Genomic DNA, 26,050 nt, shown 5'->3' with positions numbered 1-26,050 from the left:
CGGTCAGGTAGCATTTAGCGGTTGGCTTTCATTTCGTTTTGAAGGGCCACCATTTTTATGGCTGTTACTGCAGCTTCATCACCTTTGTTGCCCAACTTGCCGCCAGCGCGGTCCAAAGCCTGTTGCTCGTTGTTGGTTGTGAGTACTCCAAATATGAATGGCTTGTTGTATTTCAGATTCAAGTCTGTTGTTCCTTGCGTAACACCATCACAAATGAAATCAAAATGACGCGTGTCTCCCTGAATCACACAGCCAATAAGAATGATTGCATCGACATCAGTATATTCGGCCAGGAACTGTCCGCCAAGAGGCAGCTCAAAGGTTCCGGGAACGTGTTTTACCTGAATGTCATTGTCATCAACATCATGCTTTTTAAGTGTGTCGATTGCACCTTGTGCCAAGGCGCCTGTAATTTCATAATTCCATTCAGCAACTACGATTCCAAATTTATATCCTTTGGCTGATGGGACTGATTCCAGATCGTAGGCTGATAAATTCTTTGTTGCCATATGCTTTAATTTTCTACAAAAATAAAAAATCCCCTGCGATGAGGGGATTTTCCATGTACTATTTTCGAATGATTCTTAGTTGTTCTGTTTAATCTCCACGCGGGCGATATATTTCTCTACATTACGACCTTCCGTAGTTGTTGGATAGTTCTCTTTGATGGCCTGGTAAATTTCCAGGGCATCGCTAAGCTGTCCTTCAGACTCCAGGAGGTTAGCGGCTTTCATCATGTAAATCGGAGTTGTCAATTCGTTGTCCGAACTGATGTAAGCGGCTTTGTATGCGCTAATGGCCTTGCTTGTTTCTCCCAGTTCTACGTAAGCGTCACCTTTGGCACCTTCAACAATGGGAACCAGTAATAAGTCCTCTGTGTCAAAATCGTTCAGGTAATCAATGGCTGCTTCGTACTCACCCAAGCGAAGGTATGAAATACCTGTGTAGTAGCTGGCAAGATTAGCGGCATCAGTCATGCCATAGTCTTCAATAATGTCCAGGAAACCCAGGTAGTTTCCATCTCCGTTGATGGCCAGGTTGAAAGAATCTTTTTCAAAATACTGTTCCGCCATAAACATTTGCTCCTGAGCATCCGTTTCGCGGGGTTGAATGTATAACCTGGTGAACCCAAGGTAAACAACCACAATAGCAACAATAACACCAACCACAATGGTTAACATTTTCTGATTGTCTTCAATTAACTGTTCGGTTTTCGTTAATGTGCTTTCAACTTCTGAAAAGCTGTCTTCTCTTTGATCTTTATTCTTTGCCATCTTAAAAATAGGTTATATCCAAATTAGTTTCGCAAAAATATGTTTTTTTATAAAATAAAAGGCAGGAAAGGTTTATAAAATTTAATATTAATCAACATAGTGGTGTTATTAGCTGTTTTCCCGGCTAATACCGGTATTTATTCAGATTCTTTTCGCTGGAAAGAAATAAATTAGGCAATCGGAGGGGATTTGACTCTACCGTCATTCTTAATTTTCTTAGTTTTGTTTTTCAATTAGAATTTCACGCATGCACATTCAGAATTTATCGCTGGTTAACTTTAAAAACTTTGAAGAAGCTGATTTGAGTTTTTCGTCAAACTTGAATTGTTTTATTGGCAACAATGGCGCCGGGAAAACAAACTTGATGGATGCCATTTATTATTTGTCGTTTTGCAAGAGTTTTTCGAATGCGATTGATGGCATGAATATTCGGCATGATCAGGATTTTTTCGTCGTACAGGGAAAATATCTCCGGTTGGATAACGAGGAGAATATTTACTGCGGACTAAAGCGCGGACAAAAGAAGCACTTCAAACGCAATAAAAAAGAATACAAAAAGCTTTCGGAGCACATTGGCTTGCTGCCTTTAATCATTATTAGCCCCACAGATATTAACCTGATTATGGGAGGCAGCGAAGAGCGTCGTCGGTTTTTAGATTCGTTGATTTCACAATATGACCAGGTTTACCTGGATAACTTGATTCGTTATAACCGGGCCTTGCTGCAGCGCAATAAATTGCTGAAGCAATTTGCGGGCAGTGGCTTTTTTAATGCCGAAAGTCTGGAGGTTTGGAGCGACCAGTTGGTTCATTATGGCGAACTGATCCATACCAAGCGGGTGGAGTATCTTCAGCAACTTCAACCGGTCTTTCAGCGTTACTATGAGCTGATTTCATCGGGGAAAGAGCGTATTGAAATGGTTCACGAGTCGAGTTTGTATGAGGGTGATTTGGCTCAGCAAATCAAGGATTCAGTTGGTAAAGATCGGATGTTGCAGTATACCTCTGTCGGAATTCATAAAGATGATATTCTGTTTAAGCTGGGGGACTATCCGATTAAAAAAATTGGCTCTCAAGGACAAAAGAAAACCTACCTGGTGGCTTTAAAACTAGCTCAATTCGATTTTATAAAAGAGCTGGCCGGTATGACTCCAATTTTGCTATTGGATGATATTTTTGATAAGTTGGACAAAAACCGGGTTGGCCAAATTGTTAAATTAGTGGCCGATGACCATTTTGGTCAGATTTTTATGACGGACACCAACCGCGAACACTTGGACCAGATGATTGCGGAGGTGGAAGCCAACTTTAAAATTTTTCAGGTGGCCGATGGAACGGTAAATGAAGCAATAAAATGAGAAGAAGCAATACCCAAAAATTAAGCGAAGTCCTTCGGGATTATATCGAACAAAATAAATTGAATAAAAAGCTGACTGAAGTTGAGCTGATTTCTTCCTGGGAACAAGTGGTGGGGCGAACAATTGCCCGCTATACCGAGTCTCTGAAGATGAGCAATGGCACTTTGTTTGTAAAAACCAGCTCTCCGGCCCTGAGAAGTGAATTGGTGATGATGAAGGAGCAATTAAAAGCCCGCCTGAATGAACACGCGGGCAGTACTATTGTCCATGAAATTGTGTTTCGCTAAAAAGAAAAACGCTCTATCCGAGAGAAGAAAAAGTCACTTTCTTTAATTGCGTTTTCATCACTGTCTGAACCGTGAATTGCATTGTGGGTTTTTGATTCAGCAAAAATTTTACGAATGGTTCCTTCTTCTGCTTCCAGTGGATCTGTGGCTCCAATCAGTTTGCGAAAATCTTCAACTGCATTTTCTTTTTCAATGATGGCTACAACGATGGGAGCGGAGCTCATGAATTTCACCAAATCGTTGTAAAATGGTTTGTCTTTGTGTACAGCATAAAATGCTCGTGCTTGTTCCTTTTTCAGTTTGGTATACTTTAGCGCTTTAATGACAAAACCTGCATCGTTAATTTTTGTAATAATTGGTCCAATAAGGTTCCTTTCTACGGCACCCGGTTTAATGATCGTAAGGGTTCTTTTTCCAGTCATTTTGTTTAGTTTAATATAAGGTTTGATATAGCGAACTAATTTAGAAAATTAATTAACTAAAATTAAATAGCGGATGCATTATTTTTATATTTGTATCCGAATCAAAAAAAGTGATGTCTTGAAAGAGCTTGATAAAGAAATAATTAAGTTGTTTGGTGAATTGATTGATAACCCCAATCAAAAAGTTGTTATTCTACCACATATTAATCCTGATGGAGATGCAGTAGGCTCTGCCTTAGGCCTGTCGCGCGTTTTAAAGAACAGCGGGTTACAGGTAGAGGTGATTTCTGCTAATGATTATCCCTCCTTTTATAACTGGATTGAAGGGCATGAGCAAGTGACCCTTTTTTCAAAAAACCCGAAAAAGGTTCAGCAATTGTTGGATGAATCGAGCTTGTTGATTTGCCTCGATTTCAATCATCTGTCGCGCACTGGGGAGCTGAAGCCCTTGGTGGAAAATTATGGCAAAAGTTGTGTGTTGATTGACCATCATCCGTATCCCGAAGACTTTGCCGATGTGTTAATCTCGCATCCCGAATGTTCTTCAACGGCTGAGCTGGTGTACCATGTGCTGAAAGCTTCCGGGCTGGAGCAATACCTTGATCGGGAAGCTGCTTCGGCTTTGTTTTGTGGCATTATGACCGATACCGGGTCATTCGACTACAATGTTTCTGATCCGCAAACGTTTCAAACAGTAGGAGAGCTTTTGAAATTCGGCATCGATCAGGATTACATTCATGCACAGGTTTTTGATAACTACTCGGCCGATCGGATGCGTCTGTTAGGCTATTGTTTGAACGAGTGTATGGAGGTTTTTCCGGAATATCACGCGGCTGTGATGTATTTGTCTAAAGAAACGCAGAAAAAATTTAACTTTGTGCCCGGTGATAGTGAAGGGTTTGTCAATTATCCGCTGTCGATAAAAGGGATTCACTTTAGCACGTTATTTTCAGAGAAAGATGGAATGGTGAAAGCTTCTTTTCGTTCCAAAGGCGAATTCGCTGTGAATGAGTTTGCTTCCGAAAATTTTAATGGCGGAGGGCATCGCAACGCAGCCGGAGGAGAGGTTTTTGCATCATTAGAAGAAACACTTGATAAATATCGGCGCTTATTACCCGTTTATCAGGAAAAATTGGAAAAAACAAAATCAAAATGATGAAACAAATGAAAGGGATTAAATTTTTATTGATGGCGGTCATGCTGGTTGCCATGTACTCCTGTTTTGATGACCCCGTGCAGGATACTGTTAATTATACGCCGACTCGCGAAGCCGAATTGTTGGAAGTGTATCTGGACACGTTGGTTAATCGTGGTTACGATATCGATACAACGTCATCCGGAATTTTTTATGTGATTGAGGAGCAGGGCGAGGGACTTTATATCCAATCAGGTGATTCAATTGGAATTAAATACACCGGCTTTAGATCCGATAATGGCCAGATATTTGATTCATCGACTTATCATTACGAAGACGAGACATGGAAATTCAGATATGAACCAGGTAATTTAATTGATGGGTTTGAAGATGCGCTGATGCTGATGAACGAAGGTACTAAAGGATTGTTTATTATTCCTTCGAACCTGGCGTATGGAGCAAGTGGTTCTGGATCAATTCCTCCTTATACAACGCTTTCATTTAGCATTGAGTTGAAAAAGATATACCAATAAAACAGTTAGGATACGACATGAAAAAGATATTTTTATTTGCAGTTTTGATAGGCGGATTGATGATGACTATTGCGTCCTGTAAGGATGACGGGATTGACCTGGAAAAATTGCGCGCCGAAGAGCTTGAAAAACTGGATGCATTTCTTGAAGCTAATAATATTGAAGAAGAGCCCACGGCATCGGGCATGTACTACATTGAGCGTGTAAAAGGAACCGGAGATACCATTAAGCTGGGCGATAAGGTTAAAATCTTTTACACTGGAATGTTGATTGATAGTACTGAATTTGATCGCACAGGCACGTATGAACCTTTTGAATTTATTGTAGGTAGTTCGGATGTGATTGTGGGAATGAGCGAAGGCTTAACTTACATGACACAGGGAGGCAAGGCCACTTTTATCATTCCATCAAACCTGGCTTATGGAGCTTCTTCCAGTTCCAGCGGGCTTCCTCGCTTTTCAACCCTGATTTTTGATGTTGAAGTTTATAAACACTACAAGCTCTCAGATACACAATCCGAATAACAAATTAGCCCGCTTTTGCGGGTTTTGTTTTTTATAGATGAATAATCAGCGAACACAATTACTCAAAAAGCTGCTCCCTGGCTTTGTTCCATTGTTTGTTTTTATAGCGGTGGACGAGCTATGGGGAACCAAGGCCGGCTTGATTGCTGCACTTGTCATTGGTGTGGCCGAATTGCTGTGGATTGGGATTCGGGAGAAGCGTTTCGATCGGTTTGTGTTGTTTGATACGCTGCTTTTGCTGGCTTTAGGTGGCGTTTCCATTTTGCTGGAAAACGATCTGTTCTTCAAGCTAAAGCCTGCTCTGGTCGAATTAATTCTCTGCATCATCCTGGCTTTATCGGCTTTTTCTAAAGTCAACATTGTTGAGCTGATGAGTAAGCGTTATCTGAAGGATGTGAGCTTGAGCGAGGAGCAAACACGAAGCATGCGAACCAGCTTAAAGCGCATGTTTTACATTTTTGCCGGTCACACGTTGCTGGTTTTTTACGCGGCCTTTTTCCTTTCCAATGAAGCTTGGGCATTTATTAGCGGAGGCTTGTTTTATATCCTGTTTGGGGTGCTTTTCCTGTTTGAATACTTCAAACAAAAGAAAGCCCGACAGGTGCTGACTGAAGAGGAGCAGCTTCCTTTGGTCAACGAGCAGGGACAGGTGGTTGGCAAAGCGCCGCGATCGGTTTGTCATAACGGTCAAAAACTGCTTCATCCGGTGGTGCACTTGCATGTTTTCAATCCCAAAGGAGCAATCTTTCTTCAAAAACGCCCGATGAACAAGCTGGTTCAGCCTGGTAAATGGGATACTGCTGTTGGAGGGCACATTGCTTTTGGCGAAGACTTGCAGGTTGCCTTGCAGCGTGAAGCCTGGGAAGAAATTGGCCTGAAGGAATTTTCGGCTAGTCTTGTCAAGCAATACGTTTGGGAAAGTGAGCTGGAGCGCGAACTGGTTTACGTATTTGTTACCCACGATTATCAAGGTATTCGTTTGCATTCGGAAGAGGTAGAAGAAGGCAAGTTCTGGACCAAAAAGCAGATTGCACGCAGCCTCGGACAAGGTATTTTTACGCCCAATTTTGAGCACGAATTTAAGTTTCTTTTCGGTTAAGAAGCGGGCTTTCTGATTTTAGTGCCTATTTTCTGACTTCCGGTTTTGTCCAGCGATCGGTGCTGACCTCCGGACAAAACAGGCCTCTGATATCCCTTCAAATTCTATTTTCCTAAGACAAAAATGGCTGGACGTTTTTGAATGTCTGGTTTGTGTTTCTTCCAATCACCAATTGAGCGGGTTTTTATAAACTCTGTTTCCAGGGTCAGGTCGCAGGCTATACACAGCTTGGTTTGAGGCTTGCAATTTTGCAGCAAGTCATCCAGCAGCTGGAGGTTGCGATAAGGTGCTTCAATAAACAACTGGCTTTGGTTTTCGGAATAAATCCGGTTTTCCAGCAGCTTGATTTGCCGGGCTTTTTCGCCTTTTTGAATAGGAAGGTAGCCGTTAAAGGCAAAGTTTTGTCCATTCATTCCAGAGGCCATCATGGCCAGCAAAATGGAGGAAGGTCCAACCAGAGGTATCACCCGGATATTTTGCTCGTGAGCTATTCGAACCACATCAGCACCGGGATCGGCTACGCCCGGGCATCCTGCTTCCGACATAATTCCAATTGGTTGTTTGTCCTTAATGGGGGCGAGGTAATCATGGAGCTGGTTTTTGTTGGTGTGTTTATTCAGCTCGTAAAAATGCAACGAATCAATATCAATCTCTTTATCCACTTTTTTTAGAAAACGTCGGGCAGTGCGGACATTTTCGACGATAAAATGAGAAATTGATCGGATAATCACCCGGTGGTTTTCCGGAATAACAGTATTGAGTTCGCTTTCGCCGAGGGTAATCGGAATCAGGTACAAATGGGCCATATGTCAAATTTTTTTCAAAATTAATTAATTTACACGGTCGGCATAAAAAAATCTATTTTTTGTAGTTTTGCCTGCATACATGAAATCAAATATTAAATTAAAGGTTGAATTTCTGGGTACCGGTACTTCGCAAGGAGTTCCGGTGGTGGCTTGCGATTGTGAAGTTTGTCGCTCTGCTGATCCTAAAGATACCCGGCTGCGCTCGGCACTTTTTGTGGAGGTAAACGGACACAAGATTGTGATTGATGCTGGACCTGATTTCCGCCAGCAGATGTTGCGAATTGGTCTGCGAAAACTCGATGCCATCTTTCTGACGCATGAGCACACCGATCATATTTTTGGGCTCGATGATATCCGCGCGTTCAATTGGGTACAAAAACACCCCACTGATATTTATGCCGAAAAACGGGTTCAGAATTCAATTAAGCGGGTTTTTGATTATGTGTTTGAGGAAAATAAATATCCCGGAATTCCGCAAATGAATCTTCATTTGGTTGAAAATAAGCCTTTCAGTTTAAATGGTATCGAGGTAATTCCGGTTCGGGGCTTTCACCACAAATTACCGGTTTTTGGTTTTCGATTGGGAACACTGGCCTACCTGACCGATGTAAACCGGGTGGAGCCTGAAGAACAGCAAAAGTTGTTAGGACTTGATGTTTTGATTGTGAATGCCTTGCGGTTTGAAAAACACATTTCTCATTTCAACCTCGAAGAAGCCCTTGAACTTATTGACCGGGTAAAGCCTAAGCGTGCTTATCTTACGCATGTTTCGCACCTGATGGGGAAGCATGAAGATGTGCAGCAGCAGTTGCCCGGGCATGTTTCGCTGGCCTATGACGGACTGAAATTGGAGCTTTAACCTATTCTGTTTCTTTTTTCGCTTTGCTTGAAAGGAGTGGGAGAGCAGCAAATAGGGCAACAACAACGTAGCTTAAACCGGCAGTCAGCAAGGCAGTCCCCAGATTAAACCGGTCGGTAAGATACCCTAGCAAAGGCCCAATGACGGCAAAGTTGATCCGGATCACAAAGTTTCGCAGCGATAAAATGGTGGCCCGCACTTCGGACTGCGTGTAGCGATTGATGTAATCTTTCAGAATGGGATGGGCAATTCCACGGAAAAGGTAAAATGCGAAAAGAATCGCAATGCCGGCCAGGCTGATTTTCCAGGCTGCGAGCAGATACCCAATGGTCAGTCCAAAGATGATGAGTAAAAGCGAATTTCGCTGTCCCAGACGACTTTCAACTTTGTAGCTAAGCATGGAAGAAACCCCAACGGAGAGGTTCAGCAAAGTCCATAAAATACCGTACAGTGACAACGGCAGTCCGGCTACCTTAAAATATGGCTGCACAAACCAGGCAAAGGTGAGTGAAGCCGTGCCGGTGAAAGAGGAAACCAGGATGGCAGAACGCAACTCGCGGTGCAAAAAGGTTTGCCGAATGGTTTTTAGAATGGCTTTAAAGGTTTTGCTTGCCTTCTCGGTGTGTATTTGGGGGTCGTTTAGCAAAAAGGCAGCTGGAATGGCTATGGAAGCCACCGCAAACTGAACGTAAAAAGGCATTCGTAAGCTGAGGGTAGCGAGCAAGCCGCCGGTAACACCGGCAATGGCTTCCGCAAAGTTGCCCGATGACGTGATCCAGCCTTCCTGCTTGATGTATTCTTTTTCACGCTCCTGAGCCTTGAGGGTGTCATAAAGCAAGGCCGAGTCGGCACCTGAAACAAAGCTGTGACCAAGTCCCAGAACAATTTCAGCGGCGGCAAAAGCCCAAAAACCAAAGGAAAAGCTGTACATGGCAAATCCGGTGGCCCCGAGAATTGCGCCGAGTAGCAGCGTGCTCTTTCGTCCCCATACATCGGCCAGGTAGCCCGACGGAATTTCCATGACAACAATTGCGATGGAATAAATGGATTTCAACCAAAAAATTTCCTGCATGCTCAATCCATTATCCTGGTAGAAAAGGACGATGACGGGCATAACCAGGTTAAACCACTTGGAAAACTTAATGAGATAAAGCTTGACAATATTTGAGCTCATGGGCAGCAAAAATAGTAACTTTTATGAATCTGAATATTTGCTAGAAATGAAAATCATAATGGTGAATTTTGCTTGATTGGCTTTCTCTTTGATGTTTTTATGACGAATTTCAAGTCAAATTGAAAGATTCTTGCTATTTTTGCTGGCTGGAATTTATTAATAAGCTACTTAGCTGTCGTCAGGGCAGTGATATTGAATATATTATGAAACTATACTTCCCAGAAAATTATAAGTCGCATCTTGACTTAAAACAAACGGAAAGAGCGATCAAGCAGATCAAGGATTTTTTCCAGCGCGATTTGTCCTCAGAGTTGAAGTTGAGCCGGGTGACGGCACCTCTTTTTGTGATGCAAGGAACCGGAATTAACGATGATCTTAATGGGATTGAGCGCCCGGTTACTTTTCCTGTAAAAGAGTTGGATGACAAGAGGGCTGAAGTGGTGCATTCGCTGGCCAAATGGAAGCGCATGACACTGGCAGATCAGGAGTTTGCTCCCGGATACGGATTGTATACCGATATGAATGCGATTCGTCCGGACGAAGAATTGTCCAATATCCATTCGCTTTATGTTGATCAATGGGATTGGGAGCGCGTAATTGCTGATGAAGAACGCAACCTGGATTTCCTGAAGAAAATTGTTCGTAAGATTTATTCAGTTTTGCTTCGGACAGAATTCTATGTCTACGAGCATTACCCACAGATTACACCCATTTTACCCGAAGAGATTACCTTCATTCATGCCGAAGAGCTGGAAGCAAAATACCCGGACATGAGCTCAAAGGAGCGGGAAAATGAAATTACCAAGGATCATGGCGCTGTATTCATTATTGGAATTGGCGGAGAAATGCCGAGTGGGCAAATCCACGATGGTCGTGCTCCCGATTATGATGACTGGACCACAGAAACAGTTAATGGTTACCGGGGACTGAATGGTGATATTTTGATCTGGAACCCGGTTTTGCAAAGTTCAGTGGAAATATCATCCATGGGAATTCGGGTGGATAAAGAAACGCTTTTACACCAATTGAAACTTACCAATACGGAAGAACGCAAAGAATTATTGTGGCATAACCGTTTATTGAATGATGAATTTCCTTTGTGTATCGGAGGAGGAATTGGGCAGTCACGTCTCTGCATGTATTTCCTTCGGAAAGCTCATATTGGTGAAATTCAGTCGAGTATTTGGCCTGACGAAATGCATAAGCAATGCCGGGAACACAATATTCATTTGATTTAATCCGGTTGTTTTAAATCAAAGGGAAAAATATATTATTTAAGCGATTGCTGTTCTTGATATTTTTATATCTTTGCAACCGCAAAAAGGATGCCTCGGTAGCTCAGTTGGATAGAGCAACTGCCTTCTAAGCAGTAGGTCATGGGTTCGAATCCCGTCCGGGGTACTAGCGAAAAAAGAAAGCCTTGTTATCGGTAAGATAGCAAGGCTTTTTTGTGTTCTAAAAAATCTTGAGGGAATGGAAAAGCAAATATTCCGAAATCGGCTGTTCCTTCTTTTCTCAGTTGATTTCTTTTGCCCACCATCTTTTTTGAGGGAGTGTATCATCTAATGTGAAAATTTCTCCGATTGAAGGGGTGGCGATGGTGATTTGCTGCTGGTTGCTGGCCGCCAGTAGCCGTTCAACAGGCTCAGTCCAGGGATGAATGCTGAGCTTGTATTTTGCCCAGTGAATGGGTAACACAGCCTGTGCTTTTAAGTCGGCTGCAGCCTGTAGGGTTTCTTCAGGTGACATGTGAATGAAAGGCCAGTATGGACTGTACTGCCCGCATTCCAGCATGGCAATGTCAAAAGGACCGTATTTTTCCCCCAGGGTTTTGAATCCCGGAAAATAGCCGGAGTCTGCTCCAAAGAAGAGGCGTTTGCTTGATCCTGAAATGACCCAGGAGGCCCATAAGGTCGAAAAGCGGTTGGTGAGCCCTCTTCCGGAAAAATGACGGGCAGGTGTTGCTGTCAGGCTGACTTGGTTGGTTAGCCAAAATGTTTCTCCCCAATCCAATTCTGTTATTCGTTCGGGAGCAATGCCCCAGCGTTCGAGGTGGGCACCTATTCCCAAGGCAGTAAGAAAAGGGGCTTTCTTCTTGCTTAATTTTTTTATGGTTTGATAGTCCAGATGATCGTAGTGGTCATGAGAGATCAAGACTAAGTCAACTTCCGGAAGGTCTTCAAGTGAATAATTTTCTGAATAAGCAAAAGCTTTGGTGCCTAGAAATGAAAACGGAGATACACGTTGGCTAAATACCGGATCGGTCAGAATAAGTTTGCCATCTATTTTAATTAGGAGCGTAGAATGCCCCAACCAGCATATACTCATTTCAGAAGAATCCTGATGAAAGCTTGACTTTTCAATAGGCAGAACCGCAATGGGACTTTGGGGGATCCGGTTTTCATTGTTCGAAAGAAATTCTTTCATCAGTTTGAAAAAGGGAACATCGCCAATTTGCATTTTGGTTTTCACCGGATTCTGGAATTGACCATTGCTGTAGTTGGGTGATTGCTGAATTCGGGACAAGCGCTCTTCCTTAGGTGCCGCTCCAAAAGAAGGATAAAGGCGAATAACCAGAAAGGCAATAACAATTAGAAAAAGGGCCGTGAGAAGAAGGATCATAATGATTTTTTTCATGATGCCTATGAAACAAGTTGGGGGCTAAAGAGTTTTTAGGGCGAAAAAAAAACCGCCTCGTGGGGCGGTTTAAAAGAATCTTTTATCCAAGATATGTTTTCAGCAATTTGCTTCTGGATGTATGACGCAATCGACGGATTGCTTTTTCTTTTATCTGACGAACCCTTTCGCGGGTTAGTCCAAATCTTTCTCCAATTTCTTCCAGGGTCATTTCCTGGCAGCCAATTCCAAAGAACATCCTAATGATGTCACTTTCACGTTCTGTAAGGGTAGCAAGAGCGCGTTCAATTTCACGGGCAAGCGATTCCATCATCAGACTACGGTCTGCATTTGGGGAATCGTTGTTGACCAACACATCGAGCAAGCTGTTGTCTTCTCCTTCAACAAAAGGAGCGTCAACAGAAATGTGGCGACCGGAAACTCTCAAGGTGTCTGCAACCTTCTCAGGTGGCAATTCCAGCGAGTCTGCGAGTTCCTCAGGAGATGGTTTACGTTCGTTCTCTTGTTCGAATTTTGAAAAAGCTTTGTTGATTTTATTCAACGAACCTACCTGGTTAAGCGGTAATCGAACAATACGCGACTGTTCAGCCAAAGCCTGAAGGATAGATTGACGGATCCACCAAACAGCATAGGAAATGAACTTAAACCCACGGGTTTCGTCAAACTTTTCAGCGGCTTTAATCAGTCCCAGGTTTCCCTCGTTAATTAAGTCGGGAAGGCTTAAGCCTTGGTTTTGGTACTGCTTCGCTACTGAAACTACGAAACGTAAGTTTGCGCGAGTCAGTTTTTCCAGCGCATGCTGATCGCCTTTTTTAATCCGCTGCGCCAACTCAACTTCCTCTTCAACTGTAATCAGATCCTCCTTGCCAATTTCTTGCAAATACTTGTCAAGTGAAGCACTCTCACGGTTGGTAATCGATTTTGTAATCTTTAATTGTCTCATATACCCTTCTAAAAAAAATCGTGCAAATATAGACTTTTAAGGTCAATAATTCAAATGAATGCCCAGCTTTGGTTAAAGCCTTTTGGTTTGTTAATTCTATGTGAATTATGGATGATTAATTCATGCCAAACACAAAGTAGGCTGGTTCTCCGTTTGAATATAAACCTTCAATTAATACTCCGCCTTTAGCCTGACTGACAATGCGTTTAAAATCATTAACCGCATTGACCGCCTCCTTGTTCACGTCCGTGATGATAAAACCTTCCTTTAGACCAGCGTCTTTCAGTTTGCCTTTATCCAAGTTGGTGATTTTTATTCCATGGCTTAAGCGTAGTTGGTATTTCTCCTTGTCTGACAACTCATCAAATTTAGCACCAAGAAAAATATTGTCACTAGCTTTGATGATTTCTGTATCTCCGTGCATGTTACGGAGGGTCACTTCAAATTGTTTCGGTTTGTTGTCTCTTTTTATCAAAATTTTTACAACATCGCCTGGACGGTGTTTGCTAATTTGTTCCTGCAGTTGAGCAGTTGAATTGACTTTCACACCATCGACACTGATAATCACATCTTCATTTTCAATTCCTGCTTCTTCGGCAGCACTGTTTTCATTGACTTTTCCAATAAAGACGCCTTCGATTTTATCCAGCTTATATTCTTCGGCAACTTCAGCCGTTACATCGCCTATGTTAACCCCAAGTAAAGCCCGTTGAACCTGCCCGTATTGCTTGAGGTCATCCACAACTTTGGCTACAATCGAAGCGGGTACTGCAAAAGAATATCCTGTGTACGAACCGGTTCTGGAGGCAATGGCCGTGTTGATTCCCACCAGTTCACCATTCATATTCACCAATGCTCCACCACTGTTCCCGGGGTTAACAGCAGCATCGGTCTGAATGAATGCTTCGATGCCCATATCGACACGGTTAATACCAATGTTGCGACTTTTGGCACTCACAATACCTGCAGTTACTGTTGACGTGAGGTTAAATGGATTGCCTACGGCCAAAACCCATTCGCCTAATTTTAAGGCGTCTGAATTTCCGAACTTCAGGAAAGGCAGGTTTTTCTCATCTATTTTAAGAACCGCAATGTCGGTTGTTGGATCAGCACCAATCAATTGAGCTTCGAACTGTCGGTTGTCGTTCAGTACTACCTGTATGTCGTCGGCATCATCAATCACGTGGTTGTTGGTTACAATGTAGCCATCGCTGCCTAGGATCACTCCAGATCCGGCTCCTTGCCTGATTTGAGGTTGCTGTTGCTGATAGCGGTCGCCATAGAACCACTCATAAAACGGGTTACTATGGAATTGTCTGGCTTGTTGTGTTGAGCTTACTTTTACGTGAACAACAGCATGCACTGAACTTTCAGCGGCATAGGTCAGATCTGGTGCCTCTCCTTGCGGCGCCGAAGGTAAGCTGGCATATCGTATGGATTGTTCCTGTGGAACAGTTACAATTTGAGGTTTTGCAAAGAAAGTATTGTATGCCCAAACGGCAATAAAAGCACTAAAAAGTGCAACCACGAAGGTTAATCCAATTCTTTTATAATCTTTCATGTTGTGTTTATTTTAAGATTAATAGCTCTTTCTAAACGTGCTAATTTAACACATAAAGAGTGCCAGTGTTTTTCTGTTTTTGTTTCATTTGAATTGTTTAACATGTTTTAACAGCTTTGGGTGGTTTAAAGGGCTTGATTCATAGGAGTGTTTGCTGAATCTCGTACAAATTTACCTGGTAGACATACTATAAATTTCCTATTGAATAACAGGCATTTGTTTGCTTGTGATACTGACATTATTTCATTATAATAGCTTAACTTTGTATGAAAATTGAAAACTTAGTCATTTTACTTTTTAGCGTGAATGGGGGAACAGGTAACCACTAAAAAGATTACTTCCAGAAGTTTAACAGTCACAATACGCAATATTGTCATTGTTTCTACTTTGTTGATGACGGTTTTTATTGCTAGTCTCATCAGCATCCATGAGTATTTGATTTTCCGGGACACAGCACGCCAGCAGCAAGAAATGTATTTTAAAGAGCACAAGTCGTTCATTCGAGATCTGATTGATATTGAAGTTGAATACATTGTCAGTCAGCGGCGTTTTTTCGATGAGCGAATCACTCAGCGTGTCAGGGAAAATGTTTACAATGCCCATAGCTTGGCCGAGAAAATCTATTTAGAGTATGGTAGTCATTATGATGAAAAGACGCTGAAGAAGCTAATTGTTGATGCGGTTTCTGCCATAAAAACACCAAGCCCTTACATGGATGTGTTTATTAATGATCTGGAAGGGACAGGCATTTATTACCCCGGAAAACCTGACTATTCCGGTAAGGATTTGCTTGAGCATACGGATATGCATGGCAATTCAGTTGTTCAACGAGAGTTGGATGTTTTATCCGTTGGGGATGAAGGCTATGTGCGCTACGGAGAGGATGATCAGCTCATTTTAGAGGATACTTTGCCCGAGAATAAAGTCGTTTTTGTGAAGAAGCTGGAGGCCTTGAATTGGTACTTTGGCTCAAAAACTTACCTGGAAGATTATTACGATACGTTTAGAAATGAAATTGCCCGTAAGATAAGTGGTGATCACTTTCGATACGGAGGATATGTTTTTGTCAATGAAACGGATGGGACTCCCATTGTTATGGATGGGGAGGTTTATAAGGGGGATTTTAATTTTCTGGATGGAAGTGATCCTGATAAGATGGCTGTTTTCGAGCAGGAGCTGGAGTTGACCATGGCCTCTCCTGAAGGAGATTATTTGTTGTATGATTGGATTAAGGTGGGCACGGGGCAAAAAATTCCCAAAATATCATTTGTAAGATTGGTTCCTGAATGCAATTGGTTTGTTGGAGGGGGATTCTTCCTGGATGAGATTTTAAGTGAAATCAGTCACCAGAAGGAGAAGTTAAGGAATGAATTAATTAAAAATTTAGCGATCCTCTTTTTAGTTTTATTGATGATTGTTTTTGTGCAGCTACTGGTTGTTTATCGGTTTAATGCCAATTTCTTAGCTGATTACAGCAATTTTACCAGGTTTTTTCAGACCGGAAAGCATCATTATAAAACCATTGAAGCGGGGCAATTGTACTTTGATGAGTTCAGAAGCATGGGGGAAGTAGCCAATGAAATGATTCACGAAAGACAAAGGGTGCATCGAGAGTTGGTTCAGGAGCAAAAAAAGGCAGAGGAATCGGATCGGTTAAAGACGGCATTTTTGGCCAATATGTCGCACGAAATCCGAACACCCATGAATGCAATTCTTGGTTTTTCAAGTCTGTTGAACGAGTTAGAGCTTACAGAAGAAGAAAAAAGGAATTATTTAAGGTTAATTGAGAAGAATGGCGAGGTTTTGCTTCAGCTGATCAGCGATATTATGGATATTTCTAAAATTGAATCCGATCAGTTGAAAGTTAACCCTGAGGAGTTTTTGCTTCACGAGTTGCTTGAAGAAGAATTGTGGAATTATACCGAGTTGGCTGCACATCTGGAAAATAAAGATATTCAATTCAAGCTGGAAAATAACTTGCCTGAAAATTACAAGATCCGAACGGATAAGTTACGGTTGAAACAGGTATTGGACAATTTAATCGGCAATGCTTTCAAATTCACGCAAGCAGGGAGTGTTGTTTTGCGGGTAAACAAACGTGCTTCGTGGGTACATTTTAGTATTCAGGATACCGGAATCGGTATTTCAGCTGACGACATAGACCAGATTTTTAAACGCTTTACCCAAGCCCGAACCCATGCTCAGAAAAACTATGGGGGAACAGGCTTAGGTCTGGCTATTTCCAAGCGAATTGTTCATTTGCTGGGGGGTGATATTGGAGTAAAGTCCATCCCGGGAAAAGGCTCCGATTTTTATTTTTACATTCCGGAAAGCCTGAGAGGCAAATAGAAAAAAACAGAAAGGAGCTTGATTAGCTCTTTAGCTGATCTTCCAGTATTTTCTTTAATTGGTTGAATTCATCTTCGTTAAAACCAGTTGAGCTGTAAATAATTTTTCCATCCCGATCGATCAGGTAATTTCTGGGAATGAATTGCTTGGCAAATTTTGCATAGACTTGTCTTTCCGGATCAGCAATAAAATCGAGTGAAAAGTCCTTTTCGACCTTAAATGCGGCCAGCTCTTCCTTGGAGTGCTCACGTCCAATCACCAAAAGCGTGAACTTAGGGTTGTCTTGGTATTTTTCAAAAATGTCTTGTTGAATGTGTGGAAGCTCCTTTAAACAGGGGCCGCACCAGGTGGCAAAAAAGGTAACCATAACCACTTGTCCTTTTAATTCGGACACTGACTTTTCCATTCCTTCAGCATTGGTATATGTGAATGCGGGAACTTGTTGGCCAACATGGACCAAGCTGGCCTTATCTTCCGGACTTTGACAACCAGAAAACAGGGTAAAAACAGTAAGTAAAAGACTGGCGAAAATGGGAGTCGTGTAATGGCGTGTCATAATAAAGATGTATTGAATGAACAATTGGTGCTAGGGTAAAATCATAAAAAACTTCCGGATTTTTACCCGGAAGTTTCAGCGGTGTGTATGTCGTTTTTAGTTACAGCGACTTAAGAAATGCATTCACGTTTTTCTCAATGCGATCGTTGATTGCTTCGGTTTCTGACTTAACAAAAGAATCTCCCGTGATGTTTTCAAACAATTCGATGTAGCGTTCAGAAACGGAGCTGACAAAAGCTTCATCCATTACAGGAATTTGTTGCCCGTCTTTTCCCTGGAAACCATTCTCAATCAGCCATTGGCGAACAAATTCTTTGGATAATTGCTTTTGATTTTCTCCTTTTTGAAGACGTTCTTCGTAGCCATCAGCATAGAAATAGCGGGAAGAGTCTGGGGTGTGAATCTCGTCAATCAGGAAGATTTTGCCATCTTTTTTTCCAAACTCATATTTGGTGTCGACCAGAATCAGTCCTTTTTCTGCTGCTATTTCGGTACCGCGCTGGAATAATTTACGGGTGTAGTCTTCCAGCATTTCATATTCTTCTTTGCTCACCAAACCTTGGGCAATAATGTCCTCGCGCGAAATATCCTCATCGTGGCCTTCGTCTGCTTTGGTTGTTGGTGTTAGGATCGGCTGGTCGAACTTCTGATTTTCAACCATCCCATCAGGCATCGGAACGCCACAGAGGGTGCGTTTGCCATCGCGGTATTCCCGCCAGGCATGGCCTGTCAGGTAGCCCCGGATCACCATTTCTACCTTGAAAGGCTCGCAGTGGTGGCCTACGGTTACATTGGGGTCCGGAGTCGCAATTTTCCAGTTTGGAACAATGTCGGCAGTTGCATCCAAGGATTTGGCTGCAATTTGGTTCAGCACTTGTCCTTTGTAAGGAATTCCTTCAGGCAATACCACATCAAAAGCTGAGATGCGATCAGAAACAACCATCACCAGGTATTCATCGTTGATGTTGTAAACATCGCGCACTTTGCCATGATAGACATTTTTTTGCTTCGGAAAGTTAAAATCAGTTCTTGTTAATGCTTTCGTCATTTTTGTCGTTTTTATCTTTTTTATATGCTTCTTTCTTTGCTAACTCTTTCTGGTAATATTGGTCGTAGGCATTGACAATGTCACGCACCAGTCGGTGACGAACAATGTCATTGGCATCAAACTGAACAAACGAAATGTCCTTGATGTTCTTCAAAATTTTCTTAGCCTGAACCAAGCCGGATTGGTGAACCGAAGGCAGGTCGATCTGCGTCTCGTCGCCGGTTATAATGAATTTGGCATTCATCCCCATTCGGGTTAAAAACATCTTCAGCTGATTGAGCGTTGTGTTTTGCGCCTCGTCCAGAATCACAAAGGCATCGCTCAGTGTACGTCCGCGCATAAAGGCCAGCGGGGCAATCTGGATGATGCCGTCTTTCATAAATTCTTCCAGTTTTTTAGCCGGTATCATGTCCTGTAAGGCATCGTAAAGCGGTTGCAGGTACGGATCAATTTTCTCCTTTAAATCTCCGGGCAGAAAGCCCAGACGTTCGCCGGCTTCAACGGCCGGCCGGCTTAAAATAATTCGTTTGATTTCCCGGTTTTTCAGTGCCCGAACAGCCAATGCAATGGCCGTATAGGTTTTGCCGGTACCGGCAGGGCCAATGGCAAAAATCAGGTCAGCTGTTTTGCTTTCCTCCACCAACACCCGTTGGTTAGGGGTTTTAGCACGAATGGGTTTCCCGTTGATGCCATGCAGCAGCACTTCTTTGGGATTTTCAAATTCAACTTCAAGCTGAGAGAAATCGTTATTCATGACCTGATTAATGGTGTCCAGGCTTAAAACATTAAATTGGTGATAATGATCCATTAAAAGGTGAAACTTTTTTTCAAAAGCTTCGCTTTCGGTCTCATCGCCTTGTATGATTAACTGATTGCCTCGGCTGACAATGTTTAGTTTTGGAAAGTATGTTTTGATCAGGTCGATTTTGGTGTTGTTTACACCGTAAAACTCCAGAGGGTCAACTCCTTCGAGATATATTTGTTTTTCAAACATTAGAATTGTTTCAAGTCACTTACACTAACAGCAAAAATAGCAAAAATGTTGGTAGTTGCCGGAAAAATATGAGGGTGCATACGGTCATTTTTGGGAAGGTAGTGCCGGAGTTTGTGCAATCCGAATCAGTAAGTTTTCAATCAACCTGATGGCATTTTGCTGGCTGCCGGAAAAATTATTCAGGAAAATGGCAAACAGCATTTTTTGATTGTGATAACTGGTTAGCTCTCCGGCATAGCAACGCACCCGGGTCATACTGCCGCTCTTGGCCCGCAAGCTTTCTCCCGGGAAGTTGACCGGATTGAAGAAGTAAAGTGTTCCATTGGGTACCGAAGGAAGCGTTTGAAAAAAATCTTCGCCATAGCTGCTGTTGGACTTCATCTCGTACAAAATGTTAACCAGTTGGTTGGTTGTTAAAGCATTGAAATGGGATAAGCCGCTGCCATCAGCCATGAAAAAGCCTTTGGTGTCGATACCCCTTTTTTCCCAGAAATCGGAAATCACGTCAATTCCTTTTTGCGTTGAACCTTCTCCATGAATTAAAAAGGCCAGGTATTTTAGCAAATGCTCCGAAAAGAGATTGACACTTTCGTGGTTGATTACCCGGATGATTTCCAGTAGCTCAGGGGAGCGGGTGATGGCAAGTGGTTGCAACTGACGATTGGCCTGCCGCTGGGCTTGGTTTTGAATGAACCCATTTAGGCTGATGTTGGCTTTTTTCATTCGGTCCAAAAGATCCCAGGCCAGCAAAAACGGGGGATTGGGGATAGCTGCTTTGATCTTGAAATCGGTTCTGCCTTTCGGAATGGTTCCCCGAATGATTTGTTGGTTCGACCGGGGGGCTCCGTAAACATAGGCCAGGTCGCGATTGCGGTTAGATGATAGCACTTTGTTTTGTAATTCCAGGCCCGGAATAAAAGGCGTGGTATAGTTTACCGAAGTAGGCTGTCCGGCTTGGCCGGGCGAGCTGAAGTGAATGGTGTACAGGTTGTCGTAAACAGACAGTGCATAGGTTCCGGCACCATAATAGTTCCCCAAGTCTTCCCAGATCCAGGTGTCAGGGATGGGCTGTTCTTCAAAAATAGTCGCATCGGTAATCAGGTTGCCGGTGATGTGGGAAATGTTGGCTTTTTTTAATTGATCGACCCATTGATCCAGAAAGTGATTTTGTAGGTAATGCTCCTTGAAATAGGCAGAGCCTAAAGCCGGATCGCCTCCACCAACAATGACCAGATCGCCCCAAAGCGTGTCGTTTTTGATTTCGCCGGAATAGGCCAAGCGAGTTTCAAAACAAAAGTCGGGGCCGAGCATTTCAAGCGCTGTGGCTGTGGTTACCAACTTCAGGGTTGATCCTGGCACCAGGCTTAGTTGGGGCGATGTTTGTGCCAGAATTTTGCCGGTTTCAGAATCTTTTAAATAAATGCCAACGCTGGCATGTTCTAAGTGGGGATTCTTCAGCCATAGGTCGATCTCATGCTTCAGTGAATTCTGAACTTCCTGCGATCTGCTAATCCAGCTAAGGCAGGTAATGAGCAAACTTATAAAAACGAACCTGATTGTGATCATGGATGTAGTTTGTAAATCAGTGACTTTGTTGGTGATAGTCGGTGCTGACTGTCAATTTGGGACGGAAGGTATTGATTTCGCCTGAATAAATAAAAAAATCGATCTCGAAAACCCGCTTGGTTACTTTTTCTTCAACTACAGCAATTGAATGCATGAATCAAGAGGACTTTTTAGGAGCCATTCCTGGTTCATTTTTGTAGAAACTTTCTACAGCGTAATGGGTAATCCACATGCTTGAATTTTCAATTAAGGCTTATGTATTTGTGTTTGGCATCCTTGTAGTGTTTTGTTTGTGAGTGTTTTGGGATGTTTTTGGTTTTCTGGCTTCCTTTTTTTGGCACACTTATTCCTAATAAGAAGGTCATAGAAACATATTATAAATGTAAAATCCTTAAAAATTAGAAGCTATGAAAAAAGGAATGATAATTACAGCAGCCGTAGTGGTAATGGGAATGAGTATGCCAGCTGGCCTTATGGCCGCAAACGCACAACAGTTTGCAACAGTTGCACAGGAAGAGGTAACTTACGAAGAAATGGAAGTGGAAAACCTGCCTGAAGCAGTCACCAAGGCAATTTCGGATGGTTATGCCGATTATACGCTGGCTAAAGCTTATCAGGGATCTGATGGTAGTTACAAAGTAAAGTTAACCAAAGATGATGAAAAGATTGCTGTTTTCTTCAATGCCAGTGGCGAGTTCCTGAAAATTGAAAGGGTTGAAGACCCTATGGAATAAACGAAAAGTAAATCATCAATTCGATGAATGCTGGTCATTGTTGACCAATTTGAACCCTTATCAAGAAGAAGAAATTCTGATTGATAAGGGTTTTTTTATAAACCTTTTAGTCGGTGAATACTTATAACAGAGTATACAATTAAGCGAGGAAAGACTCGTTTATGCAAGATGAAAACGCATGATGAAAATTTATGGCAAGCATTCTTATAATAGATGATGATGTAACTTATGGTTTGATGCTGAAAACACTGTTGGAGAAGAATAACTATGAAGTAACAACGGTGGCCTCGCCTGTTGAGGTGAAGCAACTGATTCGGAACAACCGCTTCGATGTGGTGTTGACTGATCTTCGCATGCCGGATATCAGTGGGATGGAACTCATTCATCTGGTGAAAAAGCAAGCGCCTCAAACACAGATTGTGATGATGACCGGTTACGCCGATATTGCCACAGCCATTGAGTCCATCAAAAAGGGAGCGTTTAGTTATATTCCCAAGCCTTTAAGCCCGGATGAGCTTTTGAATGTCATTAGGGAAGCCCTGAGCGCTGCGGCTGAAACGAAGACAGCGGAGGCGCCTGTTACTGCCAGAGGGCAGCTGGTTGATTATCGGGAAGGCGTAAGCAAACCGGCGCGGAAATTACAAGAACATATTGAATTGGTGGCTCCTACGCCCATGTCAGTGCTTATAGTTGGGGAGAGCGGAACCGGTAAAGAATATGTTGCCAAGTTGATTCATGCCAAAAGTAAGCGTGCCCACAAACCTTTTGTAGCCGTTGATTGTGGAGCCATTCCCAAGGAATTGGTGGCCAGTGAGTTTTTCGGTCATGTAAAAGGATCTTTCACCGGAGCAGTGGCCGATAAGGTGGGCTATTTCGAGGCGGCCAATGGGGGCACTTTGTTTCTGGATGAAGTGGGCAACCTCAGCTACAACACCCAGATTCAGTTGTTACGCGTTTTGCAGGAGCGGCTGGTAAAGCCGGTAGGCAGCAACAAGGAAACGGCAGTGGATGTGCGGGTAGTTGCAGCTACCAACGAACAGCTTACAGAGGCGCAGCAAAAGGGCGATTTTCGCGAAGATTTATACCATCGGCTCAATGAATTTCAAATTAGCGTTCCTCCGCTGCGCGAACGACAGGAGGACATTTTGTACTTTGCTCATCATTTTTTGGAACAGTCGAATCAGTATTTAAATAAGGATGTTCGGGGCTTTGAAAAAAGTCTGGAACCGGTATTGCTAAATTACTCCTGGCCTGGCAACCTGCGGGAAATGAAAAATATTGTTAAACGTGCAACTCTTTTAGCCAAGAGGGACTGGATTACCTGGAATGAAATTCCAGCCGAACTGTATGCTGATGCTGAAAAAGGTCAATTTGCTTTGCGCAATGAGCACGATGAAAATCAACTTATTTTGAAGGCCTTGAAAGCCACTAACTACAACAAAAGTCAGGCGGCCCGTTTGCTGCAAATTGACCGAAAGACTTTGTACAATAAGTTGAAAGAGCATAAGATAATCTTGCCTGAGCGTAAATAAGCCAATCGCTGCTAGTCTTCTAAGGATTGCTCTGCTACAAGTGTGCTGAGAAGGGCTTCAATTTGAACGATGGCATTCCGGCTCAGGCTTTCCCGTTCCGAACGTGTCAATCGGCCTTCTTCCAGCTGACTTAAAAGAGTAACCACTTCACGGGCTTCCAGCTGTTTAAACAGAGGCAGCATTTTATGAGCCAGCTCGGTCAGCGCTTGTTCATCGCATTGTTGCAAATGTTGCCTGAAAAGTTCCAGGTTTTGCCGGCTTGATTGCACCAGAGAGTTCAAAATCAAGCGCAAGCTTTCTGCGTCGCTGTCAGCAAAAGCCTTGATCTTTTCAAGGGTGTAATTGGGCTTTTGATTTTCCATGCTATTCGTTCGTGTTGTCATAATTCCTGCTGTCTTTTTTTACGTTTGGTTAAAACGTGTTCGTGATGATAACAAGTTGCGTGAACTGATTGTTAATTCGGGAGCTTTATCAGCTTATTTTATGCTCTTTGAAGTAACTTGTTTGACGTCTCACGTATAATTTGAAGAGCACAGATCTGCCACTTTTTATTGGGTCATTTCAGCGTCGGGACGATAATGTTTTTGGTTTGTTTTTTCTTCAGTGACAGCTGAATCGACTGAATGTACTGTCCAGGATGAGTGAGACAGGATCAATTAGCGTTATTCCAAAAACTTCGATTATGAAAGGTAAGGCCAGTTTATTAAAAGTATATATATCAGAATTCGATAAAATAGGAGCAGTTCCTTTGTATGAAGAAATTGTTACTGAGGCGCGTAACCGTGGGTTAGGAGGAGCAACTGTGCACCGGGGAATTCTTTCCTTTGGTGCGAGTCACTCCATTCATTCTATGAAAATGTTTGCTTTGTCAAGTCATCTGCCCGTTGTTGTTGAAGTGGTTGATACAGATGATACTATCAAAGAGTTTGCCGATCGGGTTGTTGAGTTGATTGAACAATCCAAAAGGGGAGCCTTGGTTATCATTCAGCCGGTTGATGTTGTGCACTACAAGCCAGGAGAAAAGTATAACCAGTTTAAGACCTTTTAACTGTTTGTTATTTCGGTTATTCTGTTGCTTTTTAGGCGACCAGATGAGGCTTTTTATACTTTTTCGGTCATATGATCAGAGTTCGTTTTTGTTAAAACCACAGTAGAATGGGAAACGAGGCAGTGTTGAGCTGATTTTACTGGTTAAATTTAGGTTATCCATAGTAGGTAGACCTCTTAATTCTCGGTCGGATTTTGTACCTTTGCCAAGGTTTTTTTAAGGTTTCTAAAAATCAGAAATTTAAGATAATTACTAAGTTTAATTCAAAACCATAAATCATGTTAATTAATAACGTCGTTGGTAGAGAAATTTTAGATTCTCGTGGTAATCCTACAGTAGAAGTTGAAATCACGCTGGAGTGCGGAGCTATTGGTTTAGCTGCTGTTCCTTCTGGTGCTTCAACCGGTGAAAACGAAGCTCTTGAGTTGCGTGATGGCGATAAAGGCCGTTACCTTGGAAAAGGAGTGTTAAAAGCGGTTGAAAATGTGAACAACGCGATTGCCAAAGAAATTATTGGTATGGACGCTTCAAACCAAGTTGCTATTGACAGCAAATTGTTGGAATTGGACGGTACCAAAACCAAATCAAAATTAGGCGCTAACGCGATGTTGGGTGTTTCTTTAGCTGTTGCCAAAGCTGCTGCTAATGCACTTGATTTACCGTTATATCGTTACATCGGTGGAACCAATGCGAAAACATTGCCTGTTCCTATGATGAACATTATCAATGGCGGATCTCACTCTGATGCTCCGATCGCTTTCCAGGAATTCATGATTCGTCCTATTGGTGCTCCTTCCTTCCGTGAAGGTTTACGCATGGGTGCTGAAGTATTCCACAGCCTGAAAAAAGTATTGCACAAGCGTAACCTGAGCACTGCAGTAGGTGACGAAGGTGGTTTTGCTCCTGCTTTGGACGGAACTGAAGACGCTTTGAACTCAATCATTGAAGCAATCAAAAACGCTGGTTATAAGCCAGGTCGTGCTGAAGACGGTGGTGATGTATCTATCGCTTTGGACTGTGCTGCTTCTGAGTTCTACAGCAACGGAGTATACGATTACAGCAAATTCGAAGGCGAAGGCGGTGCAAAACGTAACTCAAAAGAACAAGCTGCTTATTTGGCTGAATTGGTTGCTAAATTCCCTATCGATTCAATCGAAGACGGAATGGACGAAGGCGACTGGGATGGTTGGGTTGCTTTGAACGCTGAAATCGGCGACAAATGTCAATTGGTTGGTGACGACTTGTTCGTAACTAACGTTGAATACTTGCAAAAAGGTATCGAGTTGGGAGCTGCTAACTCAATCCTGATCAAAGTAAACCAAATTGGTACTTTGACTGAAACATTGGATGCAATCGAAATGGCACACCGTGCTGGTTATACTTCTGTAACTTCTCACCGTTCAGGTGAAACAGAAGATTCAACTATCGCTGACATCGCTGTTGCAACAAATTCAGGTCAGATCAAAACTGGTTCATTGAGCCGTTCAGACCGTATGGCAAAATACAACCAACTGCTTCGTATTGAAGAGCAATTGGGTGATGCTGCTATCTACGGATACAAAAAAATCTACAAGAAGTAATTTTTACGACTGAATAGTATGGAAGCCACTTT

Annotated in this window: 27 protein-coding genes and 1 tRNA gene; 14 read left to right on the top strand and 14 right to left on the bottom strand. The window is 42.6% G+C overall.

What is annotated here, in order from left to right:
- Positions 1-14: 14 nt before the first annotated feature.
- Together ribH and ACRD6K_RS04515 are read right to left on the bottom strand one after the other, a co-directional pair.
- The gene (ribH, locus tag ACRD6K_RS04520) at positions 15-509 is read right to left on the bottom strand and encodes a 6,7-dimethyl-8-ribityllumazine synthase (protein ID WP_299577877.1); all 495 of its coding nucleotides are present in this window, start codon (positions 507-509) and stop codon (positions 15-17) included.
- A 75-nt stretch (positions 510-584) separates the two neighbouring features.
- Complete coding sequence (locus ACRD6K_RS04515; RefSeq protein WP_430972241.1) at positions 585-1,274, bottom strand: tetratricopeptide repeat protein; 690 nt, start codon at positions 1,272-1,274, stop codon at positions 585-587.
- A 247-nt stretch (positions 1,275-1,521) separates the two neighbouring features.
- On the opposite strand from ACRD6K_RS04515, the gene recF reads away from it, so the two are divergent.
- Complete coding sequence (gene recF, locus ACRD6K_RS04510) at positions 1,522-2,631, top strand: DNA replication/repair protein RecF (RefSeq protein ID WP_430972240.1); 1,110 nt, start codon at positions 1,522-1,524, stop codon at positions 2,629-2,631.
- Positions 2,628-2,918, top strand: coding sequence for a DciA family protein (locus ACRD6K_RS04505; RefSeq protein ID WP_299577880.1), 291 nt, complete (start codon positions 2,628-2,630; stop codon positions 2,916-2,918). The genes recF and ACRD6K_RS04505 overlap by 4 nt, the downstream gene beginning before the upstream one ends.
- On the opposite strand, the gene ndk is transcribed toward ACRD6K_RS04505, so the two are convergent.
- Entirely contained in the window at positions 2,915-3,340 is a 426-nt protein-coding gene (ndk, locus tag ACRD6K_RS04500) for a nucleoside-diphosphate kinase (protein WP_299577881.1), read from the bottom strand. The two genes, ACRD6K_RS04505 and ndk, sit on opposite strands and share 4 nt — an antisense overlap.
- A 73-nt stretch (positions 3,341-3,413) precedes the next feature.
- Between ndk and ACRD6K_RS04495 the strand changes: the two genes are divergently transcribed.
- Genes ACRD6K_RS04495 through ACRD6K_RS04480 form a run of 4 tightly spaced genes read left to right on the top strand, consistent with a single transcriptional unit; the run spans position 3,414 to position 6,631 of the window.
- The gene (locus ACRD6K_RS04495) at positions 3,414-4,496 is read left to right on the top strand and encodes a DHH family phosphoesterase (protein ID WP_430972239.1); all 1,083 of its coding nucleotides are present in this window, start codon (positions 3,414-3,416) and stop codon (positions 4,494-4,496) included.
- Complete coding sequence (locus ACRD6K_RS04490; RefSeq protein ID WP_430972238.1) at positions 4,493-5,008, top strand: FKBP-type peptidyl-prolyl cis-trans isomerase; 516 nt, start codon at positions 4,493-4,495, stop codon at positions 5,006-5,008. Before ACRD6K_RS04495 ends, ACRD6K_RS04490 begins: the two co-directional genes overlap by 4 nt.
- A 17-nt stretch (positions 5,009-5,025) precedes the next feature.
- Entirely contained in the window at positions 5,026-5,532 is a 507-nt protein-coding gene (locus ACRD6K_RS04485) for an FKBP-type peptidyl-prolyl cis-trans isomerase (protein ID WP_299577884.1), read from the top strand.
- A gap of 37 nt (positions 5,533-5,569) precedes the next feature.
- Positions 5,570-6,631 (top strand): NUDIX domain-containing protein, encoded by a 1,062-nt coding sequence (locus ACRD6K_RS04480; RefSeq protein WP_430972237.1) that lies wholly within the window; start codon positions 5,570-5,572, stop codon positions 6,629-6,631.
- Positions 6,632-6,735: 104 nt separating this feature from the next.
- On the opposite strand, the gene ACRD6K_RS04475 is transcribed toward ACRD6K_RS04480, so the two are convergent.
- Complete coding sequence (locus ACRD6K_RS04475) at positions 6,736-7,437, bottom strand: SAM-dependent methyltransferase (protein WP_430972236.1); 702 nt, start codon at positions 7,435-7,437, stop codon at positions 6,736-6,738.
- Positions 7,438-7,516: 79 nt separating this feature from the next.
- On the opposite strand from ACRD6K_RS04475, the gene ACRD6K_RS04470 reads away from it, so the two are divergent.
- The gene (locus ACRD6K_RS04470; protein ID WP_430972235.1) at positions 7,517-8,296 is read left to right on the top strand and encodes an MBL fold metallo-hydrolase; all 780 of its coding nucleotides are present in this window, start codon (positions 7,517-7,519) and stop codon (positions 8,294-8,296) included.
- Position 8,297: 1 nt separating this feature from the next.
- Here the strand turns inward: ACRD6K_RS04470 and ACRD6K_RS04465 are convergent, their stop codons facing one another.
- Positions 8,298-9,470, bottom strand: coding sequence for an MFS transporter (locus ACRD6K_RS04465; protein WP_430972234.1), 1,173 nt, complete (start codon positions 9,468-9,470; stop codon positions 8,298-8,300).
- 203 nt (positions 9,471-9,673) lie between these two features.
- Between ACRD6K_RS04465 and asnA the strand changes: the two genes are divergently transcribed.
- Together asnA and ACRD6K_RS04455 are read left to right on the top strand one after the other, a co-directional pair.
- On the top strand, positions 9,674-10,708 hold the full coding sequence (gene asnA, locus ACRD6K_RS04460) for an aspartate--ammonia ligase (RefSeq protein ID WP_430972233.1): 1,035 nt from the start codon (positions 9,674-9,676) through the stop codon (positions 10,706-10,708).
- Positions 10,709-10,797: 89 nt separating this feature from the next.
- Positions 10,798-10,871: transfer RNA gene (locus ACRD6K_RS04455), tRNA-Arg, on the top strand.
- A 114-nt stretch (positions 10,872-10,985) separates the two neighbouring features.
- Here the strand turns inward: ACRD6K_RS04455 and ACRD6K_RS04450 are convergent.
- The 3 genes from ACRD6K_RS04450 to ACRD6K_RS04440 all read right to left on the bottom strand — a co-directional run bounded on the left by ACRD6K_RS04450 (position 10,986) and on the right by ACRD6K_RS04440 (position 14,611).
- Positions 10,986-12,092, bottom strand: coding sequence for an MBL fold metallo-hydrolase (locus ACRD6K_RS04450; protein WP_430972232.1), 1,107 nt, complete (start codon positions 12,090-12,092; stop codon positions 10,986-10,988).
- Between the two features lie 97 nt (positions 12,093-12,189).
- Positions 12,190-13,050: a sigma-70 family RNA polymerase sigma factor gene (locus ACRD6K_RS04445; protein ID WP_159519064.1), complete on the bottom strand. Its 861-nt coding sequence runs from the start codon at positions 13,048-13,050 to the stop codon at positions 12,190-12,192.
- A gap of 115 nt (positions 13,051-13,165) precedes the next feature.
- The gene (locus tag ACRD6K_RS04440; protein ID WP_430972231.1) at positions 13,166-14,611 is read right to left on the bottom strand and encodes a Do family serine endopeptidase; all 1,446 of its coding nucleotides are present in this window, start codon (positions 14,609-14,611) and stop codon (positions 13,166-13,168) included.
- Between the two features lie 306 nt (positions 14,612-14,917).
- Between ACRD6K_RS04440 and ACRD6K_RS04435 the strand changes: the two genes are divergently transcribed.
- The gene (locus tag ACRD6K_RS04435; protein WP_430972230.1) at positions 14,918-16,960 is read left to right on the top strand and encodes a cache domain-containing protein; all 2,043 of its coding nucleotides are present in this window, start codon (positions 14,918-14,920) and stop codon (positions 16,958-16,960) included.
- Positions 16,961-16,982: 22 nt separating this feature from the next.
- On the opposite strand, the gene ACRD6K_RS04430 is transcribed toward ACRD6K_RS04435, so the two are convergent.
- From ACRD6K_RS04430 to ACRD6K_RS04410, 5 genes are all read right to left on the bottom strand, one after another.
- Positions 16,983-17,516 (bottom strand): TlpA family protein disulfide reductase, encoded by a 534-nt coding sequence (locus tag ACRD6K_RS04430; protein WP_430972229.1) that lies wholly within the window; start codon positions 17,514-17,516, stop codon positions 16,983-16,985.
- A 100-nt stretch (positions 17,517-17,616) separates the two neighbouring features.
- Complete coding sequence (locus ACRD6K_RS04425) at positions 17,617-18,564, bottom strand: phosphoribosylaminoimidazolesuccinocarboxamide synthase (RefSeq protein ID WP_430972227.1); 948 nt, start codon at positions 18,562-18,564, stop codon at positions 17,617-17,619.
- Positions 18,539-19,558 (bottom strand): PhoH family protein, encoded by a 1,020-nt coding sequence (locus ACRD6K_RS04420; RefSeq protein ID WP_299577895.1) that lies wholly within the window; start codon positions 19,556-19,558, stop codon positions 18,539-18,541. The genes ACRD6K_RS04425 and ACRD6K_RS04420 overlap by 26 nt, the downstream gene beginning before the upstream one ends.
- 84 nt (positions 19,559-19,642) lie before the next feature.
- The gene (gene dacB / locus ACRD6K_RS04415) at positions 19,643-21,124 is read right to left on the bottom strand and encodes a D-alanyl-D-alanine carboxypeptidase/D-alanyl-D-alanine endopeptidase (protein ID WP_430972226.1); all 1,482 of its coding nucleotides are present in this window, start codon (positions 21,122-21,124) and stop codon (positions 19,643-19,645) included.
- Positions 21,125-21,140: 16 nt separating this feature from the next.
- Positions 21,141-21,278: a hypothetical protein gene (locus ACRD6K_RS04410; RefSeq protein WP_299577897.1), complete on the bottom strand. Its 138-nt coding sequence runs from the start codon at positions 21,276-21,278 to the stop codon at positions 21,141-21,143.
- Between the two features lie 253 nt (positions 21,279-21,531).
- Here ACRD6K_RS04410 and ACRD6K_RS04405 point away from each other — a divergent pair, with 253 nt between their 5' ends.
- Together ACRD6K_RS04405 and ACRD6K_RS04400 are read left to right on the top strand one after the other, a co-directional pair.
- Complete coding sequence (locus tag ACRD6K_RS04405) at positions 21,532-21,858, top strand: hypothetical protein (protein ID WP_430972225.1); 327 nt, start codon at positions 21,532-21,534, stop codon at positions 21,856-21,858.
- Positions 21,859-22,049: 191 nt separating this feature from the next.
- Positions 22,050-23,390: a sigma-54-dependent transcriptional regulator gene (locus ACRD6K_RS04400; RefSeq protein WP_430972224.1), complete on the top strand. Its 1,341-nt coding sequence runs from the start codon at positions 22,050-22,052 to the stop codon at positions 23,388-23,390.
- An 11-nt stretch (positions 23,391-23,401) separates the two neighbouring features.
- Here ACRD6K_RS04400 and ACRD6K_RS04395 read toward each other — a convergent pair whose 3' ends face one another.
- Positions 23,402-23,773 (bottom strand): hypothetical protein, encoded by a 372-nt coding sequence (locus ACRD6K_RS04395; RefSeq protein WP_430972223.1) that lies wholly within the window; start codon positions 23,771-23,773, stop codon positions 23,402-23,404.
- Between the two features lie 299 nt (positions 23,774-24,072).
- On the opposite strand from ACRD6K_RS04395, the gene ACRD6K_RS04390 reads away from it, so the two are divergent.
- Together ACRD6K_RS04390 and eno are read left to right on the top strand one after the other, a co-directional pair.
- Positions 24,073-24,438, top strand: a complete 366-nt coding sequence (locus tag ACRD6K_RS04390) for a DUF190 domain-containing protein (RefSeq protein WP_299577901.1) — start codon at positions 24,073-24,075, stop codon at positions 24,436-24,438.
- A 278-nt stretch (positions 24,439-24,716) separates the two neighbouring features.
- Positions 24,717-26,018, top strand: a complete 1,302-nt coding sequence (eno, locus tag ACRD6K_RS04385; protein ID WP_363322880.1) for a phosphopyruvate hydratase — start codon at positions 24,717-24,719, stop codon at positions 26,016-26,018.
- Positions 26,019-26,050: the final 32 nt, after the last annotated feature.

The sequence above is a fragment of the Sunxiuqinia rutila genome, assembly GCF_050589705.1.
In the GTDB taxonomy this organism is placed as follows: Bacteria; Bacteroidota; Bacteroidia; order Bacteroidales; family Prolixibacteraceae; genus Sunxiuqinia; species Sunxiuqinia rutila.
Note: the sequence above shows the minus strand (reverse complement) of the source record. Positions and strands in the feature narration are given on the sequence as shown.

Coding starts and splice junctions, on each gene's coding strand:
- ribH (WP_299577877.1), bottom strand. CDS start 509: ATGGCAACAAAGAATTTATCAGCCTACGATCTGGAATCAGTCCCATCA.
- ACRD6K_RS04515 (WP_430972241.1), bottom strand. CDS start 1,274: ATGGCAAAGAATAAAGATCAAAGAGAAGACAGCTTTTCAGAAGTTGAA.
- recF (WP_430972240.1), top strand. CDS start 1,522: ATGCACATTCAGAATTTATCGCTGGTTAACTTTAAAAACTTTGAAGAA.
- ACRD6K_RS04505 (WP_299577880.1), top strand. CDS start 2,628: ATGAGAAGAAGCAATACCCAAAAATTAAGCGAAGTCCTTCGGGATTAT.
- ndk (WP_299577881.1), bottom strand. CDS start 3,340: ATGACTGGAAAAAGAACCCTTACGATCATTAAACCGGGTGCCGTAGAA.
- ACRD6K_RS04495 (WP_430972239.1), top strand. CDS start 3,414: ATGCATTATTTTTATATTTGTATCCGAATCAAAAAAAGTGATGTCTTG.
- ACRD6K_RS04490 (WP_430972238.1), top strand. CDS start 4,493: ATGATGAAACAAATGAAAGGGATTAAATTTTTATTGATGGCGGTCATG.
- ACRD6K_RS04485 (WP_299577884.1), top strand. CDS start 5,026: ATGAAAAAGATATTTTTATTTGCAGTTTTGATAGGCGGATTGATGATG.
- ACRD6K_RS04480 (WP_430972237.1), top strand. CDS start 5,570: ATGAATAATCAGCGAACACAATTACTCAAAAAGCTGCTCCCTGGCTTT.
- ACRD6K_RS04475 (WP_430972236.1), bottom strand. CDS start 7,437: ATGGCCCATTTGTACCTGATTCCGATTACCCTCGGCGAAAGCGAACTC.
- ACRD6K_RS04470 (WP_430972235.1), top strand. CDS start 7,517: ATGAAATCAAATATTAAATTAAAGGTTGAATTTCTGGGTACCGGTACT.
- ACRD6K_RS04465 (WP_430972234.1), bottom strand. CDS start 9,470: ATGAGCTCAAATATTGTCAAGCTTTATCTCATTAAGTTTTCCAAGTGG.
- asnA (WP_430972233.1), top strand. CDS start 9,674: ATGAAACTATACTTCCCAGAAAATTATAAGTCGCATCTTGACTTAAAA.
- ACRD6K_RS04450 (WP_430972232.1), bottom strand. CDS start 12,092: ATGATCCTTCTTCTCACGGCCCTTTTTCTAATTGTTATTGCCTTTCTG.
- ACRD6K_RS04445 (WP_159519064.1), bottom strand. CDS start 13,050: ATGAGACAATTAAAGATTACAAAATCGATTACCAACCGTGAGAGTGCT.
- ACRD6K_RS04440 (WP_430972231.1), bottom strand. CDS start 14,611: ATGAAAGATTATAAAAGAATTGGATTAACCTTCGTGGTTGCACTTTTT.
- ACRD6K_RS04435 (WP_430972230.1), top strand. CDS start 14,918: ATGGGGGAACAGGTAACCACTAAAAAGATTACTTCCAGAAGTTTAACA.
- ACRD6K_RS04430 (WP_430972229.1), bottom strand. CDS start 17,516: ATGACACGCCATTACACGACTCCCATTTTCGCCAGTCTTTTACTTACT.
- ACRD6K_RS04425 (WP_430972227.1), bottom strand. CDS start 18,564: ATGACGAAAGCATTAACAAGAACTGATTTTAACTTTCCGAAGCAAAAA.
- ACRD6K_RS04420 (WP_299577895.1), bottom strand. CDS start 19,558: ATGTTTGAAAAACAAATATATCTCGAAGGAGTTGACCCTCTGGAGTTT.
- dacB (WP_430972226.1), bottom strand. CDS start 21,124: ATGATCACAATCAGGTTCGTTTTTATAAGTTTGCTCATTACCTGCCTT.
- ACRD6K_RS04410 (WP_299577897.1), bottom strand. CDS start 21,278: ATGCATTCAATTGCTGTAGTTGAAGAAAAAGTAACCAAGCGGGTTTTC.
- ACRD6K_RS04405 (WP_430972225.1), top strand. CDS start 21,532: ATGAAAAAAGGAATGATAATTACAGCAGCCGTAGTGGTAATGGGAATG.
- ACRD6K_RS04400 (WP_430972224.1), top strand. CDS start 22,050: ATGGCAAGCATTCTTATAATAGATGATGATGTAACTTATGGTTTGATG.
- ACRD6K_RS04395 (WP_430972223.1), bottom strand. CDS start 23,773: ATGACAACACGAACGAATAGCATGGAAAATCAAAAGCCCAATTACACC.
- ACRD6K_RS04390 (WP_299577901.1), top strand. CDS start 24,073: ATGAAAGGTAAGGCCAGTTTATTAAAAGTATATATATCAGAATTCGAT.
- eno (WP_363322880.1), top strand. CDS start 24,717: ATGTTAATTAATAACGTCGTTGGTAGAGAAATTTTAGATTCTCGTGGT.